The sequence below is a fragment of the Sphingobacteriaceae bacterium genome, assembly GCA_016715905.1.
In the GTDB taxonomy this organism is placed as follows: domain Bacteria; phylum Bacteroidota; class Bacteroidia; order B-17B0; family Aurantibacillaceae; genus Aurantibacillus.
The window spans coordinates 375,124-393,836 of sequence record JADJXI010000004.1 but is presented as its reverse complement, the minus strand read 5'-3'; the positions used below and the strand labels follow the sequence as shown (position 1 = coordinate 393,836).

General features: G+C 36.2%; 13 protein-coding genes. 4 read left to right on the top strand and 9 right to left on the bottom strand.

Features of this window, described 5'->3' with window-relative positions:
• The first annotated feature begins 92 nt into the window (after positions 1 to 92).
• Positions 93 to 3,011, top strand: a complete 2,919-nt coding sequence (locus tag IPM51_05935; protein ID MBK9283845.1) for a T9SS type A sorting domain-containing protein — start codon at positions 93 to 95, stop codon at positions 3,009 to 3,011.
• Here the strand turns inward: IPM51_05935 and IPM51_05930 are convergent.
• From IPM51_05930 to IPM51_05920, 3 genes are all read right to left on the bottom strand, one after another.
• Entirely contained in the window at positions 3,008 to 3,478 is a 471-nt protein-coding gene (locus IPM51_05930; GenBank protein ID MBK9283844.1) for a TlpA family protein disulfide reductase, read from the bottom strand. The genes IPM51_05935 and IPM51_05930 overlap by 4 nt on opposite strands.
• 51 nt (positions 3,479 to 3,529) lie before the next feature.
• A complete protein-coding gene (locus IPM51_05925; protein ID MBK9283843.1) occupies positions 3,530 to 8,044 on the bottom strand; it encodes a gliding motility-associated C-terminal domain-containing protein in 4,515 nt (1,504 codons plus the stop codon).
• An 86-nt stretch (positions 8,045 to 8,130) separates the two neighbouring features.
• On the bottom strand, positions 8,131 to 8,622 hold the full coding sequence (locus IPM51_05920; GenBank protein ID MBK9283842.1) for a TlpA family protein disulfide reductase: 492 nt from the start codon (positions 8,620 to 8,622) through the stop codon (positions 8,131 to 8,133).
• 86 nt (positions 8,623 to 8,708) lie between these two features.
• Between IPM51_05920 and mtgA the strand changes: the two genes are divergently transcribed.
• Positions 8,709 to 9,446 (top strand): monofunctional biosynthetic peptidoglycan transglycosylase, encoded by a 738-nt coding sequence (mtgA, locus tag IPM51_05915; GenBank protein MBK9283841.1) that lies wholly within the window; start codon positions 8,709 to 8,711, stop codon positions 9,444 to 9,446.
• 14 nt (positions 9,447 to 9,460) lie between these two features.
• Positions 9,461 to 10,627, top strand: a complete 1,167-nt coding sequence (locus IPM51_05910; GenBank protein ID MBK9283840.1) for a beta-lactamase family protein — start codon at positions 9,461 to 9,463, stop codon at positions 10,625 to 10,627.
• A 1-nt stretch (position 10,628) separates the two neighbouring features.
• On the opposite strand, the gene IPM51_05905 is transcribed toward IPM51_05910, so the two are convergent.
• From IPM51_05905 to IPM51_05895, 3 genes are all read right to left on the bottom strand, one after another.
• Positions 10,629 to 10,994: a hypothetical protein gene (locus IPM51_05905; protein ID MBK9283839.1), complete on the bottom strand. Its 366-nt coding sequence runs from the start codon at positions 10,992 to 10,994 to the stop codon at positions 10,629 to 10,631.
• An 11-nt stretch (positions 10,995 to 11,005) separates the two neighbouring features.
• Positions 11,006 to 12,328 (bottom strand): 2-oxo acid dehydrogenase subunit E2, encoded by a 1,323-nt coding sequence (locus tag IPM51_05900; protein MBK9283838.1) that lies wholly within the window; start codon positions 12,326 to 12,328, stop codon positions 11,006 to 11,008.
• A gap of 108 nt (positions 12,329 to 12,436) precedes the next feature.
• Positions 12,437 to 13,648, bottom strand: coding sequence for a DUF1343 domain-containing protein (locus IPM51_05895; protein MBK9283837.1), 1,212 nt, complete (start codon positions 13,646 to 13,648; stop codon positions 12,437 to 12,439).
• On the opposite strand from IPM51_05895, the gene IPM51_05890 reads away from it, so the two are divergent.
• The gene (locus IPM51_05890; GenBank protein MBK9283836.1) at positions 13,648 to 14,916 is read left to right on the top strand and encodes an ABC transporter permease; all 1,269 of its coding nucleotides are present in this window, start codon (positions 13,648 to 13,650) and stop codon (positions 14,914 to 14,916) included. The two genes, IPM51_05895 and IPM51_05890, sit on opposite strands and share 1 nt — an antisense overlap.
• A gap of 273 nt (positions 14,917 to 15,189) precedes the next feature.
• Here IPM51_05890 and gldG read toward each other — a convergent pair whose 3' ends face one another.
• The 3 genes from gldG to IPM51_05875 all read right to left on the bottom strand — a co-directional run bounded on the left by gldG (position 15,190) and on the right by IPM51_05875 (position 18,711).
• Positions 15,190 to 16,911, bottom strand: a complete 1,722-nt coding sequence (gene gldG / locus IPM51_05885; GenBank protein MBK9283835.1) for a gliding motility-associated ABC transporter substrate-binding protein GldG — start codon at positions 16,909 to 16,911, stop codon at positions 15,190 to 15,192.
• A complete protein-coding gene (gene gldF, locus IPM51_05880; protein ID MBK9283834.1) occupies positions 16,905 to 17,645 on the bottom strand; it encodes a gliding motility-associated ABC transporter permease subunit GldF in 741 nt (246 codons plus the stop codon). Before gldF ends, gldG begins: the two co-directional genes overlap by 7 nt.
• Positions 17,646 to 17,724: 79 nt before the next feature.
• Positions 17,725 to 18,711: an acyl transferase gene (locus IPM51_05875; protein MBK9283833.1), complete on the bottom strand. Its 987-nt coding sequence runs from the start codon at positions 18,709 to 18,711 to the stop codon at positions 17,725 to 17,727.
• Positions 18,712 to 18,713: the final 2 nt, after the last annotated feature.

Below are 18,713 nucleotides of genomic sequence, written 5' to 3'. Positions count from 1 at the left end.
GTAAGATGATAAGTAACTAACATTTGAAAAAATTATTGCAACAAGAATTTGTATTAAAGTTTTTTTTTGTTTCTTTATTAAAAAGTATACTTATGAGAACTAAAATACTCTTATTTATTTTCTTACTCACAAATTTTTTAATGGCCCAACAAGGTGAATGGGAATGGGTAAAAGGTGTTAACGGAATTAATCAATTAGGGGTGTATGGAACCCAAGGTGTACCTGCGCTTGCTAATAATCCGGGCGGTAGAGAAAATGCACAATATTGGAAAGATTTATCCGGTAATTTTTGGATTTTTGGAGGATATGGTTACGGTGCATCAGGAGGTGTTGGACGTTTAAGTGATTTATGGAGATTTAATTCATCAACGAATGAATGGACTTGGATTAAGGGTCCGAATAGCATTGATCAATATGGTACTTATGGAACGCAAGGAGTTGCCGCACCGGCTAATAATCCGGGTGCACGAGCCGATGCAGTAACCTGGGTGGATGCTTCAGGAAATCTTTGGATGTTTGGAGGTTTTGGTTGGCCAAGCTCTGGAGCAATAGGACACTTGAATGATCTTTGGAAATATAATATTTCAACTAACGAATGGACTTGGATGAAAGGAACAAATTTGATTGATCAAAATGGGATTTATGGAACCATGGGTGTTGGTGCTGCTATTAATAACCCCGGAGGAAGATGGGGAGGCGCAGGTTGGACAGACAACAATGGTAACTTGTGGACCTTTGGTGCAACAGGGTTTGCACTAAGTGGAAGTGGTTTTTTGAATGATGTTTGGAAATATGATGTTTCATTAAATCAATGGACCTGGATGAAGGGAAGTAATTCTTTTAATCAAAATGGAACTTACGGTACGCAAGGCACCCCCGGGCCGTTAAATACACCCGGTGGAAGACACGTAGGAAATGCATGGAAAGATTTTTCAGGAAACTTTTGGACCTACGCCGGATTTGGTTACCCCGCAAGTGGAGGAACCGGATTATTAGATGATGTATGGCGATTTAATCCAAGCACGCTCGAATGGACATGGATGAAAGGAAGTAATTTAATTAATCAGAATGGAAATTACGGAACTATAGGCGTATCAAGTGCAACAAATAATCCTGGCGGAAGAAGAAGACCTATATCATGGATAGATCCTTCCGGATTAGTTTGGATGTTAGGAGGATTTGGTTATCCTGCTAGTGGCGGTACTGGTATGCTACATGACTTTTGGACTTTTGATATGACTACTAACAATTGGACCTGGGCTAAAGGAAGTCAAATCATTAATCAAAATGGCACATACGGAACATTATTTGTACCTGCGCCGGCTAATATTTCAGGAGGAAGAGCTTATGCTACCGGTTGGGCAGATTATTGCGGAAACCTTTGGTTGTTTAGTGGACAAGGATTTCCGGGTAGCGGAGGTACAGGATTTTTAAATGACATGTGGAAAGTAAATAATATTGTCGCTCCGCCTACTCCAACTAATGTTACTCCAGTTTCGAATCTAACGGTTTGCAGTGGACAATCAGCAACAATTATGGCACAGCCAATCATTACCGGCAGCGTTAATTGGTATGCAACACCAACTTCAACCACCATACTTGGAACAGGCACTGTATTTACAACTCCAAATTTAACAACCGGAACTTATACTTATTACGCCGAAGCATATACTTGTACCAATAGCATTAATAGAGCTCCGGTAAGTATAACCGTGTTTGCGAATCCAACCATTACCGTAAATAGCGGAAGCATTTGTACAGGACAATCGTTTACCATGATACCTTCCGGCGCTGTTTCCTACACTTATTCGAGTGGAAGCGCGGTTGTAAGTCCAACTAACACCAGTTTATTTACTGTAGTAGGTACTAATTCAAATGGATGTGTAAGTCCGATTGCCGCCGTAAGTACTGTAACGGTTTACAATTTGCCTACAGTTACTGTAAATAGCGGTAGCATTTGCAGCGGATATAATTTCACCATGGTTCCTGGCGGTGCTGTCAATTATACTTTTTCAAGTGGAAATGCAGTTGTAACTCCAACCAGCACCAGCACCTATTCGGTAATTGGCGAAAATAGTGTTGGATGCGTGAGTTCGAGTTCTGCCATCAGTACGGTTAGCGTTTTAACTTCTCCTGTAATGTCGGTAACCAGCGGAAGTATTTGTTACGGTCAATCTTTCACCATGGTTCCTTCCGGTGCGCCATCTTACACCTTTTCCAACGGCTTTGCTGTGGTAAACCCAACAATTACCACAACCTATTCAGTAACGGGAACCGGAACTAACGGTTGTGTAAGTCCCGTTCCCGGCATTAGTACAATTACAGTTATACCACCACCTGTTATTTCTGTAAGCGATGGAAGTATTTGTGTGGGTAAATCATTTACTATCATGCCTTCGGGTGCTCAAACCTATACTTTTTCAGGAGGCTCAGCAGTGGTTAGTCCAACTGCAAATACCAGTTATTCAGTTAGCGGAACCAGTTCATTAGGCTGCGTGAATTATACACCCGTTGCACTAACGGTTAGCGTATTGCCTTTACCTAATGTAGTAGCATTAATAAATCCCACATTTATTTGTGTGGGAGAAAATGCAACACTTAGCGTAAGCGGCGCAATGAATTATAGCTGGACAAACATCGGAACAAATAGTGTTGAAGTAGTTTCACCAACCCTAACTACCAATTACACTGTAACAGGTACAGATAATGTTGGTTGCGAAAATACCGCTGTGGTTAGCTTAAGTGTTGATTTATGTACCGGTTTATCCAAGCTAGTAATCGCAAATATTGAATTAAACATATTCCCAAATCCTGTTAATGATTTATTAAATGTGAACTCAATTACTCCCGGATTATTGCAATTGTTTGATAACACAGGGAAAATGATCAAGCAAGTTACCCTAATGGAAGGAGAAAATCATATAGACTTTAGGGAATTAAAATCCGGACTATATTTTTATAAATTCACTGGGTCGAATAATATAAAAACGGGAAAAATAATCCGAAACTAGTTTTGATCTGCTTCAATTAATTCTAAAAGCTCCTCGTACACATTCGTGTAATAGGGAGTTTGCGCAATAAACGATTTAATTTTTCCTTTTTTGTCAATTATGACATATCTCGGTAAACCGGTCAAGCGAAAATATTTGGCAGCGCCCAGTGAATCTGATAAACGAGATAATAAATGGACGCCCTTTTGCTGATGTTTTTCTACTCCTTTCTTCCAACTTTTTTCATCTTCATCAATAGAAATGTTAATGAACTCTATTTTTTTATGTTGAGCTTTAGTGAATCTATCATATAATGAATCACCATGCTGAATAAAAATTTTACACCCGCCACACCAACTGGCCCAAAAATCAATGTATAAAACTTTACCCAGGTAATCAGAAAGTTGAACAGGATGTCCTTTTAAATTAATTAAGTGAATATAAGTTGTATCTTTTTTATGTTGTGCTTTAACTTGAAATGAATTCAAAATAAAACACAGTAATAAAAAAGAATATAAATCCAATCTGCGCAGAAAAAATTATCTTAATAGGGTTACATTTCCTTTAGATTCATAAGTAGCGCCATCTTCTCCTTCCGCATGAATTATGTACATATATACACCAGCCGAGCATTCTTTACCGGCAAAGTTTTTTCCATCCCATGCAATGTTTCCGGTGCTACTCATTACTTCGTACACTTTTGTTCCCCATCGATCATAAACTATGGCATCAATCTTTTTAATTCCCGAGGTTTTACAGAAGAAAACATCATTACTTCCATCATTATTAGGTGTAAATATATTCGGAACTTCCAATTTCGAAGGAGCATCCACTTTAATTATTTTAATTGCTGAATCTTTGCAAAATCCTTTTGATGTATATAAAATAACAGAATAGGTTCCTGGCGAATTATAAATTGAACTAACGGAACTATTATTCGTAAAACTGTTAGCAGTTCCGTTTCCGAAATTCCATACAGAGTTAATGCTTGATGTACCAATTGAACTTGATGAGGTATTTAAGAAATTAACTTGTAACGGTGCATACCCTCGAATTGGATTGGCATCAAATTGTGCAATTAATGTTCCGGGAGTTACCATTATAGAACCATTGGCAACACATCCCGTTAAGGTATTAGTTACAATATAAACATAGGTTCCTGTTAAATCAACCGAAACCGATGCGTTAGAAACACCAGCCAAATTAATAGCGTTCGATGGCGAAAATGATGCTCCGATTGGGTATTGATAAAAATAATATCGGTACCCTGTGGTTGTTCCACTAATGGCTATAAATAAATCGGCTTTGTTATTTCCACAATCTAATACAGCGCTGGAAAGCGTATTGGTTATTACCGGTGGCTGCGTTTTGTCTAAAACATTTACAGTACCTGTGTGTTTACATCCGTTATAGGCATCTTCTACCGTTAATGAATAAACACCGGGTACATAACAGCTGTAAGATGACGGTCCGCAGGTTGGCGTTTGCGGCGATGGCCCTTCCCAACATGGATTAGCCACAAATGCGCCGGGTCCTCCCCCACTTGTTGTGGTACTGCTTCCCGTTGTTAATACCACCGGATTTGATCCTACCGTACAATAAATTGCAGTTGGAGTAGCAATAGAAATAGTGGGATTAGAAATTGGCGGTTTAAAGTTTTGATGGATTGTGACTACCGAAGTTGACTGACAAGCATTTAATGAATTTGTTGCTACCACCGTAAAATTAGCGTAGGTTAACGAAGTTGTACTGGTATTTGGACCATTGGAAGGATTACCAATTTCTACGCTTGGTGTTGACAAGGTTGGTGGTGTTGAAGGAACATTCCAAGTAATGATTGTATTTGGAGTTGTAGTGGTGCCTGTAGCAATAACTGTTGGATTTTTACATGTTAATGTTTGCGTAAACATACTGGCCGAAACGTTTGGCGCAACGGTATTTTGTATAATTGGAACCTGAATTATGGTTCTGCAAAAATTAGAATTATCCTGCACAATAATGGTCCATGTACCGGGTGTTGTAGTCACCGTGGAAGTATTGTTACCTAAAACAACACTTGGAGTAACTACTCCGGTAAACGAAGGCGCTAAAAAAGTATAACTGCAGGTTGCAGGTGGTGTTTGTGTAGAAACCGGATTTACAATAGAAATGGTGGTTTGATGTAAAGGATTACAACCTACCGAAAAATTAGTTGGACTGTTTAAAGAAAATGTTGGCCAGGCTGATAAAGAAGTTATCGTTATTGTTTTTTGTGCAGAACAACCATTAACCAGATTTGTGGTTACTAATGTATAAACACCCGGCGGTAAAGCTCCACTTAAAATAGCAATTGTATTGTTCGAAGTTGCAATTGGCACTCCTCCGGGCAATGGATTTAAAGGACTATACCAATCGTGTTGAATATTAATAGTGGGGCTAGTAACAGTGCCCGAAAAAGTAACTGGCGCACCCGAATTACAAGTGATGGCTTGCGAAACCGGATTTACGGAATTAATTGGAACAGCAGTATTTGAAGTTATTGCTATAGTTTCTTGTGCAGAACAACCTGTAGCAGGATCAGTCACCGTTAAGGTTATGGTGTTGGCCTGACTAATGGACACTGTTGAAGTATTTGCTGTAAAAGATATACTCGACCAGAAATAATTTAAAGACCCATACGTGTAATTTGAAACGGCGGCCAAATTAATAATTGGATTACTGCATGTTAAAACGCTAGTGCCGGATAAATTATTAATTGTAAATGTTACCGGAGGAGGCGGAGGATTTACCGCAACAGTAGAAGCTCCTATTAATATTGTTCCATTGAAAATAGAAACTGTTGTAATACCCGGAGCCAAACCCGAAGCGTTTAAAGAATTTCCCGATACGCTTCCCGGAGTGGGATTCCATACGATGGAAGTAATATTTCCGGGAGGGCAAGCGGTTACCAAGGTTGCAGTAGAAACCGAATTAGTACATGAAACCTGCGTAATATTAATTGATGAAGGGCATAACGTAGCGCAATTTACCGTTAAGGTAGATACATATACAGGTCCGCAAGGTGCATTAATAGAGCTATAAACCGTATAAGTACCATTGCTCAATCCGTTAACTCCGTTACTGTTGCTTAAGGTGTTATTCGTAACGCTGACCGTACCACCGGGACCTGTCCATACATAAGAAAAAGTTGGAGATAAAATTGTTGTTGATATGGTAACTACCGCATTTCCGGTATTCGTACCAATACAAGAGACATTGACTGAACTAAAGCCACACGCTGTACTATACACCGCATCATATTGTCCAACAAAACCACTTCCGCAAACGAAAAGTTTGTTTGTACCACGATTTAGTTTAATATCATAAATATATTGATATTGAGGGGCCGGATTAATATTTAAAGGAATAGTACCCACATTGGAGAATGAATTTCCATTAAAATTTAAAACTCTAATATTCGTATTTCCACCTAAATAAATATTATTACAATCATCCACAGCAATTCCACCTTGTTCTAACATAGTATGACTTGCAATAGTTGTTGAACTAACCATTGCACCAGTGTTTTTATTATATGCTGCCAAATTAAATCCATCATAAAAAAATAAAAAATTCCCGTTCACATCTAAACAATTAAATTCATTATTGGAAAGGGTATATGGCCCATATAAAAAATTCAGCCCCGACCCTATGTAATTGTTTTTGTTTATTACTTCACCCATGGAAGAATATGTACTTGGACCTTGCCAAACTGTATTTGTAAGAATGGTATTTATTCTGGCAATATTATTATTTACGCCAGTAGTGCCTTGGGTCACACCTTGTGAAAAATACATAAATGGATTTCCATTATCGTCTAATGCATGACTCACAGCATCTTGAAATCCTTGGGTAAATGGGGCGCCGGTGTACACCCCTGTTTGTTGATTTAAGATGCCATTAGTAGTGCCGGCACCTCCTCCAAACACGAAAATTCCATTGGTGGGACAGTGATAACCCAAATCCCAAATTTCAATTGGAGCAGATTGAGAAGTAAAATTATCATAGATTCCATTTTGATCTAATCTTATCACAGCATTGCCACCAATTGTTCCAGCAACATATGATTTCCCGTCAGAGCGATTTACGACATAACCAGTAGAAAACTGACTTGCAGTAAAAGAAGGGGAAACTAATACTCCGGGAAATGTCCATTGCAAAACACCCGATGAATTATATTTGGCTACTTTATATGGAGGATTTCCGCCATACACAAATAAATTTCCGTTTACATCATACTCTACATCATAACCATAATTATTGGTACTCATAGTAGTTATTGTAGTTACCCAAGGATCAATGGTGGTGGTAATTGATGGGTTATAGGTATCACCCAATACAAATTGAATGCTATTTTTTTCTAATTTGTATTGACAAGATATCGTCTCGTTGTTCGCATTAAATGCTATAGCTTTATGTTCAGTAATTGGTCCAAGGGGCATCTTAATCTTCACTTCATCATCCAACAACTCAATATCATTCACATCTCCAGAATAAATTATTTTCAAGGCTGTAATATCAGCTCCAGGATGCAGAATCACATTGTATTTTATTCCACCCGTTCTTTCATCCGGTAAAAAATACTCTATGTCAATATTATCATAAACATTTTTATAAGTTAGCTTTTTATAAACTGTCGCTTTATCACCTTCCGAACCGTAAGAGAAGTAATACGATTGTTTTTCGTCAGGAATAATTTGAATGTTAGCATTACAATTTAACCAATTCATTTTAACGTAATACTTTTTACGCTTTACTTTATCGGCATGTCCATGTTCAATTAATTCCCTTTGACGATGCGTTAATTTTTTAGGCTTTTCAAATTCATAACACAAACCTTCATTCGTAAAAAAGATACGATCGTTACAATGATCATAAATAAATTCAATATGACTTAAGCTTACCGAAGGTTTGAGTTGACCCTTATATTCAACAAAAACGCGAGTTCCAAAAATATCTTTTGGATAATCTTTAGCTATAAATTTTGTACTGAAAAGAACGAGAACCGAAATAACAATGGTTTTGTAAGTATTCATAAATCTGATTTTTGATAACCAAAGTTAGAATAAGAAACCGTTAAAACAAATAAAAATTCCGTTTGTATTAAACTAAATCCATTTAATCACTGATTCATTAGACTTCGTAGGTGTTCAACGGTGGAGGCATCGGCCCAATTGATATATCCCACTTGATTCTCTTTTACTTCAAGTTTCGTATTGATAATATAGGATACCGGAATAGAATTAATTCCAATAGACGGGAAATCTAAATTCAATTTAAGAAAAGTAAAATCTTCATACGCCGAAGCAAATCTCTCAATTTTCTCCACCGGCTCATCTGAAATAACTACAATTTCCACATCACTTAATTTTTCACTTTTAATTTTTTTAATTTCCCTCAATTCTTCTTTACAATTGCCACACCAGGATGCCCCAAAAGAAACGACTAGTTTTTTCCCCTTGTAATCTTGCCAATTCACTTTATCGCCTGTTAGTGTAAATAAGGGTAGTTGATTTAAATCTACAGAAGGCGCTACGCGATATTTATTTACAAAATATAAGGCTACCAGAAAAATTAATATTCCGGCAAAAATGAGTTTTATTTTATTGTTCATAGAAATTAAAATAGGATAGTTAATTACTCGTCTAATTCAATGTTAGCGGCTTAAAAATACAAATAGCTTTGCAATTGATTATGATTTTGGTTTACAAGTTGCTAAAACTATTGTTAAAAATTTGTATAGGATTTTTAATCCTTTCTATCCTATCTGTAATCATTTTCCGTTGGGTCCCTATTCCCTTTACTCCTTTAATGATTATTCGTTGTATGGAACAAAAATCGGAAGGAAAAACATTAAAACTTGAACACGATTGGGTTGAACTTGAAAAAATTTCCCCAAAGTTGCAATTAGCCGTTGTGTGTAGCGAAGATCAAAACTACTTAAAGCATTTTGGTTTTGATTGGGGCGCCATTGAAAAAGCAATGAAAGCGAATGAAAGTGGCAAAAAAATTAGAGGGGGCAGTACCATCACACAACAAACTGCAAAAAATGTTTTTTTATGGCCGGGACGCAGTTACATCCGCAAAGCTTTTGAGGCCTGGTTCACTTTACTGATAGAAATATTTTGGTCAAAAGAAAGAATTATGGAAGTTTACCTGAATAGTATTGAAATGGGCAATGGCGTGTATGGAGCTGAAGCCGCAGCTATGCATTGGTTTAATAAAAGTGCTAAAAAATTAAATAAGGATGAAAGCGCTGCAATAGCCGCTATTCTTCCAAAACCTTTAAGTTATAAAGCGAGTCCGGCCAGCCCTTATATTCAAAAACGAAAAACCTGGATTAAACAACAAATGAGTTTTTGGGGGAATCAATTAGATTATGATAAATATAATGATGATGAGGAAGAGAGTGAAAAAGCAACTAAAGAAAAAAAATAACCTACTCATTCCTTTTGAAAAGACTAGTCTACATACTGATCCTAACCTTATTCAATTATCATTGTTCCGATAATTCCAATTCTAAAAAAATAAGTCAAAACAAAGCTGCGTTGGTGAAAAGTGAAAAAGCCAACAATGAATCTCCCAAAACTATTTTGGAAAACAGACTAGATTCGGTTTTTTCTTTCTTCAACGTCATTGGAGCATTTAACGGCAGTGTGCTAGTAGCCAAAAAAGGAAAAGTACTTTTCAGAAATCATTATGGTGTTTGCGACAAAAAGAAACAAAATCCAGTTAACGATTCTAGCTTATTTCAACTCGCTTCAGTTACCAAAGTTATTACATCAACCGCTGTTTTAATTTTAATGGAAAAAGGATTAATTGATTTGGAAAAAAACGTAACTGAATATTTACCCGATTTTCCGTATGAAGGTATTACTATAAAACATTTACTGGCTCACCGCTCCGGATTGCCTAATTACATCTATGCTTTTCACAGTTCGCTATACATTGAAAATTATAAAATGACCAATAAAGACATGTATGATTTATTTGTTGAGAAAAAACCAAGTCGCTATCTACGTCCGAACCGCCGATTCAATTACAGCAATACCAATTATGCTTTATTAGCCATACTTATTGAAAAGGTAAGTGGGAAAAAATATTCCGATTTTATACGAGATGAAATTTTTATTCCGCTGGGAATGAAACACAGTACCACGATAGATAAAATTAAATTAACCGATCCGAATATTGCCAAACCTTACGATGAACGATGGAAACCTGTAGAATTTGATGCCAGCGATTACGTTTTGGGAGATAAAAGTGTGTACTCAACAACTTACGATTTATTTTTATTCAGCGAAGCCATGTACAATAACAAAATACTTTCAGCCGGTACGCAATCATTGGCTTACAAAGCTTATAGTAAGGAAAAAGTGGCAACCAATTATGGTTTTGGTTGGAGATTAAAAGATTATAAAAAAGGTGGAAATATTGAAGTATATCATAACGGTTGGTGGCACGGCTACCGTTCTTCTTTTCACCGGAAATTAAACGATTCACTAACCATTATTGTATTAAGCAATCAACTCAATAAAGCGGCTTATCAAACGCAGTTGATTTATGATATTTTGAATGGCAATAAAGAAAGTAATCCTGAAGCGGAAGTTAACGATTAGTTTATTTCAACTTACAATCGAAAGTTTTTTCACCTTTATCCGTTACCACTACCGATAAATTAAATGAAGCCGCCGGAACTGAAGTGATTGTTTTTTCGTTGTAGGGCTCCGTGTATTTATAACAATTACCTTTTGCCGTTTTCTTGGTCACCTTTTCCATCTTTATTTCGTAAGTCTGAATTTCACTTACATTAGTTTCAAATGTGGTATCGGCCAAAGCTACCGGAAATCCGAAAAGATTCTGCTCCACTTTTCCTTGTGTGGATGAAGTTCCTTTTTTGGTTACCGTACATTCACAAGTTCTGTCTTTTTTACAAGCAAAGGCAATCACTACAAATGCCGCTACAAGAATTACATTTTTTTTCATTTTTTATTGATTTAAACAGTACGGTTAATATCCCAATTTTCTAAGTAATCGGCCACTCTTCTTACAAAACTTCCTCCTAATGATCCATCTACTACTCGATGATCGTAACTTAAACTTAAAAACATAAAATGACGTATACCAATCATATCTCCTAAAGGTGATTCAATTACTGCAGGTTTCTTTTTGATTGTTCCTACTGCTAAAATAGCTACTTGCGGTTGATTGATTATAGGCGTACCCATTACATTACCAAAATTACCAACATTGGTTAGGGTAAAAGTACCTCCTTGTATTTCATCAGGGGTTAGTTTATTTGCTCTTGCTCTACTTGCTAAATCATTCACGTTTTTTGTAATACCTAACAAATTTTTCTCATCGGCATTTTTAATCACCGGTACAATTAAATTTCCGCTTGGCAATGCAGCTGCCATTCCTATATTAATGTTTTTACGCTTAATTATTTTTGTTCCTGTTGGATCAACGGAAACATTAATCATCGGAAAATCTTTTATGGCCTTAGCTACTGCTTCAATAAATAAAGGGGTAAAGGTTAATTTTTCGCCTTCTTTCTTTTCAAACTCTTTTTTCATTTTCTCTCTCCACATCACCAAAGCGGTAACATCTGCTTCAACAAAGGATGTTACATGCGGTGAAACGTGCTTACTCATTACCATGTGATCGGAAATAAGTTTGCGCATCCTATCCATTTCAATAATCTCATCACCTGCTCCAACTGAAACAGCCGGGCGATTTATGTTCATGGCCGTTCCGCCCTCTAATTTTACATCCGCTTTTTGTGTGCTTCCGGATGAAGCTCCCTTATTTCTATTGGGTAAATACGCTAAAATATCTGCCTTGGTTACTCTTCCTTCCTGTCCCGTTCCTTTAATACTTTCTAATTCTTCCAGTGAAATACCTTCTTCTTTGGCTATACTTTTTACTAAAGGCGAATAAAATTTGTTGGAGTTAGAATAATCGACACTTACTGCTGTTTTATTTTCTTGTAAAGGCTGTGCAACTTTAACCACCTCCTCTTCCACTTTTTTGGTCTCCGGTGCCACAGATTTTGGTGTTTCTGAACTTCCTCCTGCTGCATCGCTGCCTATTTGTGCAATAACTGCACCCACTTGTACAATTTCACCTTCTTTAAATAATTTTTTAATCAACTTCCCTTCAAATGGCGAAGGTATTTCGCTATCTACTTTATCTGTTGCTATTTCCAAAACCGTTTCGTCAATTTTTATAAAATCGCCTTCGTTTTTGGTCCATTTAATAATGGTGGCTTCTGCCACACTCTCGCCCATTTTGGGCATAATCAAATCAAAATTTGCCATGTTCTTATCTATGCAAAAATAGCTTTCTAAAGGTGAAAAGCCAAAAAAAGATTCAAAAATTGAGAAATACCATATTCCGCTTCATACCACCCGGCTTTTTCACTTATATCATTGACCTATATCCGGATAAAGCAGGTATTTTTTCCGAATAACTTTAAAGCTGTCCAAACCAGCTTTCCAACTTGCTCGTATATCCTCTAAACTAATTCTGGAAACAAGTTGTTTCTCTAAATCGTGATTACCGGCATGCGAAGCAAAATATTTATCGAAAAAATCGGCTCTTTTTAATTGCAAGGCCATTAATCGTATCCAGCTCAATTCAATTTGTCGTGGATGTAAAGTCAAGTATTTTTCTTTACTCAAATCTTTACCATAACATTTTTCATTCAAATATTTGGGCTTAGCCGAAATTTTTGAAGCTTTTGGAATAAATGAATACGTAGTGTCTTTAAAGTCCGGGTGACCTATATGCTGAAAGGGCTTATCAGTTCCTCTTCCTAATCCTACTATTGTTCCTTCAAATAATCCGAGAGATGGATACAACAATACCGCCGTACTATTAGGAATATTTGGTGAAGGATGTACAGGTAAATCATAACTGGCATTACGATCATAACCCCGCATGGGAATTACAAGCAACTCACACATATTTCTGTTTTTCATCCAACCCTCTTCATTTACCATTTTAGCGTATTCACCACAAGTCATGCCATACACCAATGGAACACTATGTAATCCTAAAAAACCTTTTAATTCGTCTTTCATAACCGGACCATCAATATAAAATCCATTAGGATTCGGACGATCGAGCACAATAAACTTTTTTTTAGTTTCGGCACAGGCTTCCATCATGTAGGTCATGGTAGAAATATAGGTGTAAAACCGAACACCTATATCTTGAATATCGTAAATCACAATATCTATACCGGCCATTTGTTCTTTTTTTGGTTTTTTATTAGCACCGTAAAGAGAAATAATTGGCAGGCCGGTTTTTTTATCAATGCTACTGGCAACTTTTTCACCCGCATCCGCATTACTTCTGAAACCATGCTCAGGACCAAATATTTTCACCACTTTAACTTTTAGTTTAAGTAAAGTATCTACAATACTGGTTTTGCCAACTAAACCGGTAACATTAGTAACCACGGCTACTTTTTTATTTTTCAGTAAGGGTAAATAAAGATCAAAACGAGCATTTCCACATGTAACACTTTCAAAAGGTTTAATCAACAGCGTATCTTGTGCAAAAAGCTTAGACACAAACAAGGCCAGAAAAAACACCAAGCCGATGAAATGCTTATTTTTGTTTTTTTTAATCATTGAATATAGAAAAGTTTATAGCCAATAAAATTACGGGTGCTGTTAAAGATAAGGCTAATATCTCTAAACCAATCGTTAAAATTGCTATAATTGGCATTGTACTTGGAGTAGCAGTAATGATACTAACTATTAGTATTGTAAGCGGTTTTAAGAAAGAAATTATCAAAAAAATTACGGGCCTAACAACGCATTTGGTAATCACAAGCGTTAATATTAATCCGGGAAATGAACAAGATCCTATTCATATACCAGCCGATTCATTAAGTCTGTTAAAAAATTACAAAGGCATAACCAACGTGCAAAAAACAGCATTTAAAAATGCTATTCTGAAAACAGATGAAGAAAACGAAGGCGTATTGCTCAAGGGCGTAACCAAAAATTATAATTTCGATTATATTAAACAACACATCACCGAAGGTTCTTGTTTGCAATTCAACGATACAACTTCAAGTAAAGAAATACTAATCAGCCAGGTATTGGCTGATCGATTGAATATTAAATTAAAGGATAAGCTGCTGTTTTATTTTATGGTTAAACATGAAGTAACAGATAGTGCCAGTAATGAAACCTATATTAAAAGCGAACAACGTTCTCGTAAATTACAAGTATGCGGGATATTTAAAACCGATTTTGCCGACTTTGATAATAACTTAACATATGTAGATTTAAGACAAATTCAAAAATTAAATTACTGGGATGATGCTATGGCCGGTTCATTTGAAGTAAATGTAAAGGATTTTGAAAAAGTGGATGAGTTGAAGCTAGAGTTGGAAGAATTATTGGGTTATCAATACAGTATTCGCAGTGTGAAAGAAATTTACGGGAATATTTTTATTTGGTTGGATAAATTAGATATTAATGGGATAATAGTTATTGTATTGATGATTATAGTTGCCGTAATTAATATGATAACAGCCCTGCTAATTTTAATTCTTGAACGTGCCAATATGGTTGGTTTGGTGAAATCTTTAGGTATGAATAATGTATCGGTGCGTAAAATATTTTTTTATGTGAGTTTAAATTTAATTGGTAAGGGATTGCTTTGGGGGAATATTTTGGGAATAGGACTTTGCTATATTCAGTATTATTTTGAAATCATGAAATTAGATAGTGTTACCTATTACATCGATCATGTGGCCATTGATATAAATTGGTTGAATTATTTACTTTTAAACCTTGGCACATTTGTAGTTTGTTTACTCATGCTGTTTTTACCCACTTTAATTTTAACTAAACTTACCCCTATTAAAACGCTGCGTTTTAATTAAAACTTTGTGTTTTAAGAAAGGTCTCGATACAAGCACACCGAATACACATGCTTTACTCGACCTGACAGTTTAGTCGCTTCGAGTAGCCGAATATGGAAATGTTTATCGGCGTATCGAGAAGTGATTCTTTGTAATTAGGTCTCGCTACCTGCCTACCGGCAGGCAGGCATACCACGATAAAGCGGCACTACTACTGACAGTTTAGTTACTACGAGTAGGACAGCACTTCACTTGACTTTATTGATAAAGAAATTTTTTGTTTAAAATTTATTTCTAAACTCCGTACTTCTTGCGTCTTACATAAAACTGTACGGTTCCCAATAAGGCTATTAAAATAATCGGATAAACTACATTAATCATTTGCCATTTTGTGCGCTGCAATTTTAGTTTTTTCTTATCCAACATTCTTAATTTCACTTCGCGTGAACGTAACTGCAACATACCTTCGTCATCCAACAAATAATTCACACAATTCAATAAAAATGTTTTATTGGCAAAAACCTGACGGGAATATTTATCGTAGCCCAAAGGCATAACTTGTCCGGTTGACCTTTGATAATCATTAGCTGCAATATCACCGTCGGCCACCACAATCATTTTTGTTTTTTTACCGTGCTCCAAAAATTTAAAATCCGGATTAGAACGTAAAATAGTTGGCAATCTATTTTCTGCAAAACTGGTAAATTCACCTTCAAGCAATAAGGCCAGCATTTGACTTCCATCTTTAAACTGCGATTCTTTTACCGGCAAGGTGGCCATTTGTAAAGCTATACGAGCCGGCGTAGGCTGAATTCTGCTGTTTCTTGAACTTCGTAACAAAACCGTTTTTTTAATGCCATGTGCTGTTACCGTATCTAAATTCGATACATATTCCATTTTTATTACATCTAAATTTTTTACAATGGGATGAGCAACATCAGGTAACACCCATAAAGTATGCACCCAAGGAAACATTTTAATATTGGCCTGTCCTTTTTTAAATCCGATGTTGATGGGAATCATACCGCATTGCATATCCTGCACTAATACGGGATTTAAACGAACACCGTATTTAAACAACATATCTTCTAAATTTAAGGGACGATTTAATCCAATGGAAAAACCACGAAGATTTAACGTATCCATATTGATGGTAACGGGATCTATCAACCACAACACTTTTCCCCCTTCCATAATAAATTGATCAATAATAAATTTTTCTTTGTCGGTAAACGAGCTATCGGGTTTAGCAATGATTAAAGCATCGGTTCCCTTCAAAGATTCCAACTCTACGCCCTGCTTGATTAGGGTTCGGTTTACGCTATAATACTCACTTAAGGAACGAGCAAAATCATAACGGCTTATGGTATCCAGTTCATTATGTCCATCTAAAAAAGTGACTTCCGGCTTACGATCTCTTTGCAATTTACGAATGGTATTGCTTAAAGAATATTCCAATTCTTGTACACTGTTATTGATGCTTTGTTCAGAACTAACCCCAATTAAAGCCTGATGCGAATAAATCTGCCAAACCGCTTCTCTCCCCTTATAAGAAGCAATGGCACCCGGCCATATACGTAAGTTGGATGTTTTATCAGACTTTTTTTCAATAATTTCTTCGGGAATTATTCCTTTTTCAAATAATTGTTTTTGAATACTGTTTTTTTCTTCTAACGTTAATCCTTCTTCTGCCGGATTGATAAATTCATATTGAATATTTTCATTGGAATAAGCCCTGAATTCATCCAGAATTTCACGGGCTTCATTTCTTAATCGCGTAAAGCCGGGATTAAAATTCCCCTCTAAATAAACCTTAAATAAAATTTCCTCATCCACTTTTTTCAGCATTTCCTTGGTAGAAGCCGCCAAGGTATAACGCTTCTCAGAAGTTAGATCTATACGTTTGAAAAAATAATGACTAACAAAGTTAATCAGCACCACTATAACTAAAAGCATAAAAAGCGCGGTGATGTCTTTTCTTTTCCGGTTTATTTTATCTTCTTTCGTCTTTACCATTTTCTGCTTTCTAAAACAAGACGGGTTAATAAATTAAACAAAGCGGCAACACTGATAAAATAAATGGCATCTCGCGTATCGATAACTCCGCGACTCATACTTGTATAATGTTCGTTAATTCCCAAATTTTTAATGAGCGCCGCATATTTGCCAAACACGCCGCTATCGGCAATAAAATCAAAACCAATGTAACATACAAAACAAAGCAGCAAAGCAAAAATAAAGGCGATAACTTGATTTTCAGAAATGGCTGATGCAAAAGTTCCAATTGCAACAAAACCTGCACCTAAAAAAAACAAGCCCACATAAGAACCCCACATGCCGCCGGTATCCATACCGGTGTTTTTTTGACAAAGCGCATTAACACTGTAATAATAAATGAGCGTAGGTAATAATGAAATTAAAACCAAGGTTAATCCGGCAAAATATTTAGCCAGCACAATTTGAAGGTCGCTTAAGGGGCGGGTAAGTAACAATTCCAGCGTTCCGCTTTTTCTTTCTTCGGAAAAAGAGCGCATGGTAATGGCTGGAATTAAAAAAAGATAAACCCAGGGGGCGATATAAAATAAGGGATCAATATTAGCAAAACCATTATCTAATATATTAGAGCCTCCACTTTCTGATGGAATAATCCACATAAATACCCCAATTAAGCTGATAAACACGCCAATGGCCATGTATCCAATCAATGAACTTAAAAAACTTCGAATTTCCTTTAAATACAAAATATACATGCGCAACAAAAATACTTTTATATATGCAAAATAACGATTGAATTAAAACAAAATAATAACAATGTGAGGTTAAAGAATTTTAAAGCCCGGGATACATCAGGTTACAACCTCTTACATCGCTTACATCGTATCTGCCCATCAACTGTAAACCCCGCTCATTTATTCTTCCTAAATCCTTGGTGGCAATAAAGGAACAGGAATTGAAATTGGTCAAATCTATCACATCTATACCCCCGGTTTTATTTTCAGTCGCTCGATGTAGAGGGTCGTTAATTTCTCTGATTTTAAATTGTAACCAGGGTGGAGCTTGAAAAATTCCATCGCTTTTACTGTAAGCCTGACTCAACATTTCAGTCATGCCATATTCGCTGTGAATATGTTTAATTCCAAATCCGGCTTTAAGCTGTTCGTGTAATTCGCTTTTACTGAGCTCTGCCCTATTCCCTTTCATGCCTCCTGTTTCTATCACTATAAAGTTTTCATTTAAATGCACTTCGCCACACAAGTCTAATAAGGCGTAAGATACTCCCCACAACATGGTTTTTTGTCCGCTTTGTTTTAAACGCTCGATTTTACTTTTCAGTTCCTGTATTTGATTTAAATAAAAACCGCTAAGCTCGTGATCCGATTGTTTAATTAATTCGTCAACCATAAACACCAAGGATGAACCCTTTCTTTCCAAATAACCGGGCAATAAGGCTAATATGCAATATTCATTTGCCTTACCATAAAACAACTCAAAACCTTTTGAAAAACTTTGTTTATAAATGGAAATATCGAGTACATGATGCCTTGACGGGATTTGAGAAGTGGTACTGCTGCTGGTAAATATTATTTCATCGGCACTTTTATCTTCGCAAATCACCCGGTGACTCTTAAACGATTCAATTGGAAGAAAGGGAATTTGATCAATGGATTGTACCCGGTTAATTTCGGTTTTCAATAAACTACACCAGTTTTGATAAACTTTATTGTGCTGATATTGGTGTTTAAAAACCTGAAGCGCCAGTTCATTGAATCTTTCCTTCGAATTAATGTTAAATATATCGTTTGCCGTAAAATCCATTG

Bases quoted from the DNA above. Each gene is read 5' to 3' on its own strand.
- IPM51_05935 (MBK9283845.1), top strand. From the start codon at position 93: ATGAGAACTAAAATACTCTTATTTATTTTCTTACTCACAAATTTTTTA.
- IPM51_05925 (MBK9283843.1), bottom strand. From the start codon at position 8,044: ATGAATACTTACAAAACCATTGTTATTTCGGTTCTCGTTCTTTTCAGT.
- IPM51_05920 (MBK9283842.1), bottom strand. From the start codon at position 8,622: ATGAACAATAAAATAAAACTCATTTTTGCCGGAATATTAATTTTTCTG.
- IPM51_05905 (MBK9283839.1), bottom strand. From the start codon at position 10,994: ATGAAAAAAAATGTAATTCTTGTAGCGGCATTTGTAGTGATTGCCTTT.
- IPM51_05900 (MBK9283838.1), bottom strand. From the start codon at position 12,328: ATGGCAAATTTTGATTTGATTATGCCCAAAATGGGCGAGAGTGTGGCA.
- IPM51_05895 (MBK9283837.1), bottom strand. From the start codon at position 13,648: ATGATTAAAAAAAACAAAAATAAGCATTTCATCGGCTTGGTGTTTTTT.
- gldG (MBK9283835.1), bottom strand. From the start codon at position 16,911: ATGGTAAAGACGAAAGAAGATAAAATAAACCGGAAAAGAAAAGACATC.
- gldF (MBK9283834.1), bottom strand. From the start codon at position 17,645: ATGTATATTTTGTATTTAAAGGAAATTCGAAGTTTTTTAAGTTCATTG.
- IPM51_05875 (MBK9283833.1), bottom strand. From the start codon at position 18,711: ATGGATTTTACGGCAAACGATATATTTAACATTAATTCGAAGGAAAGA.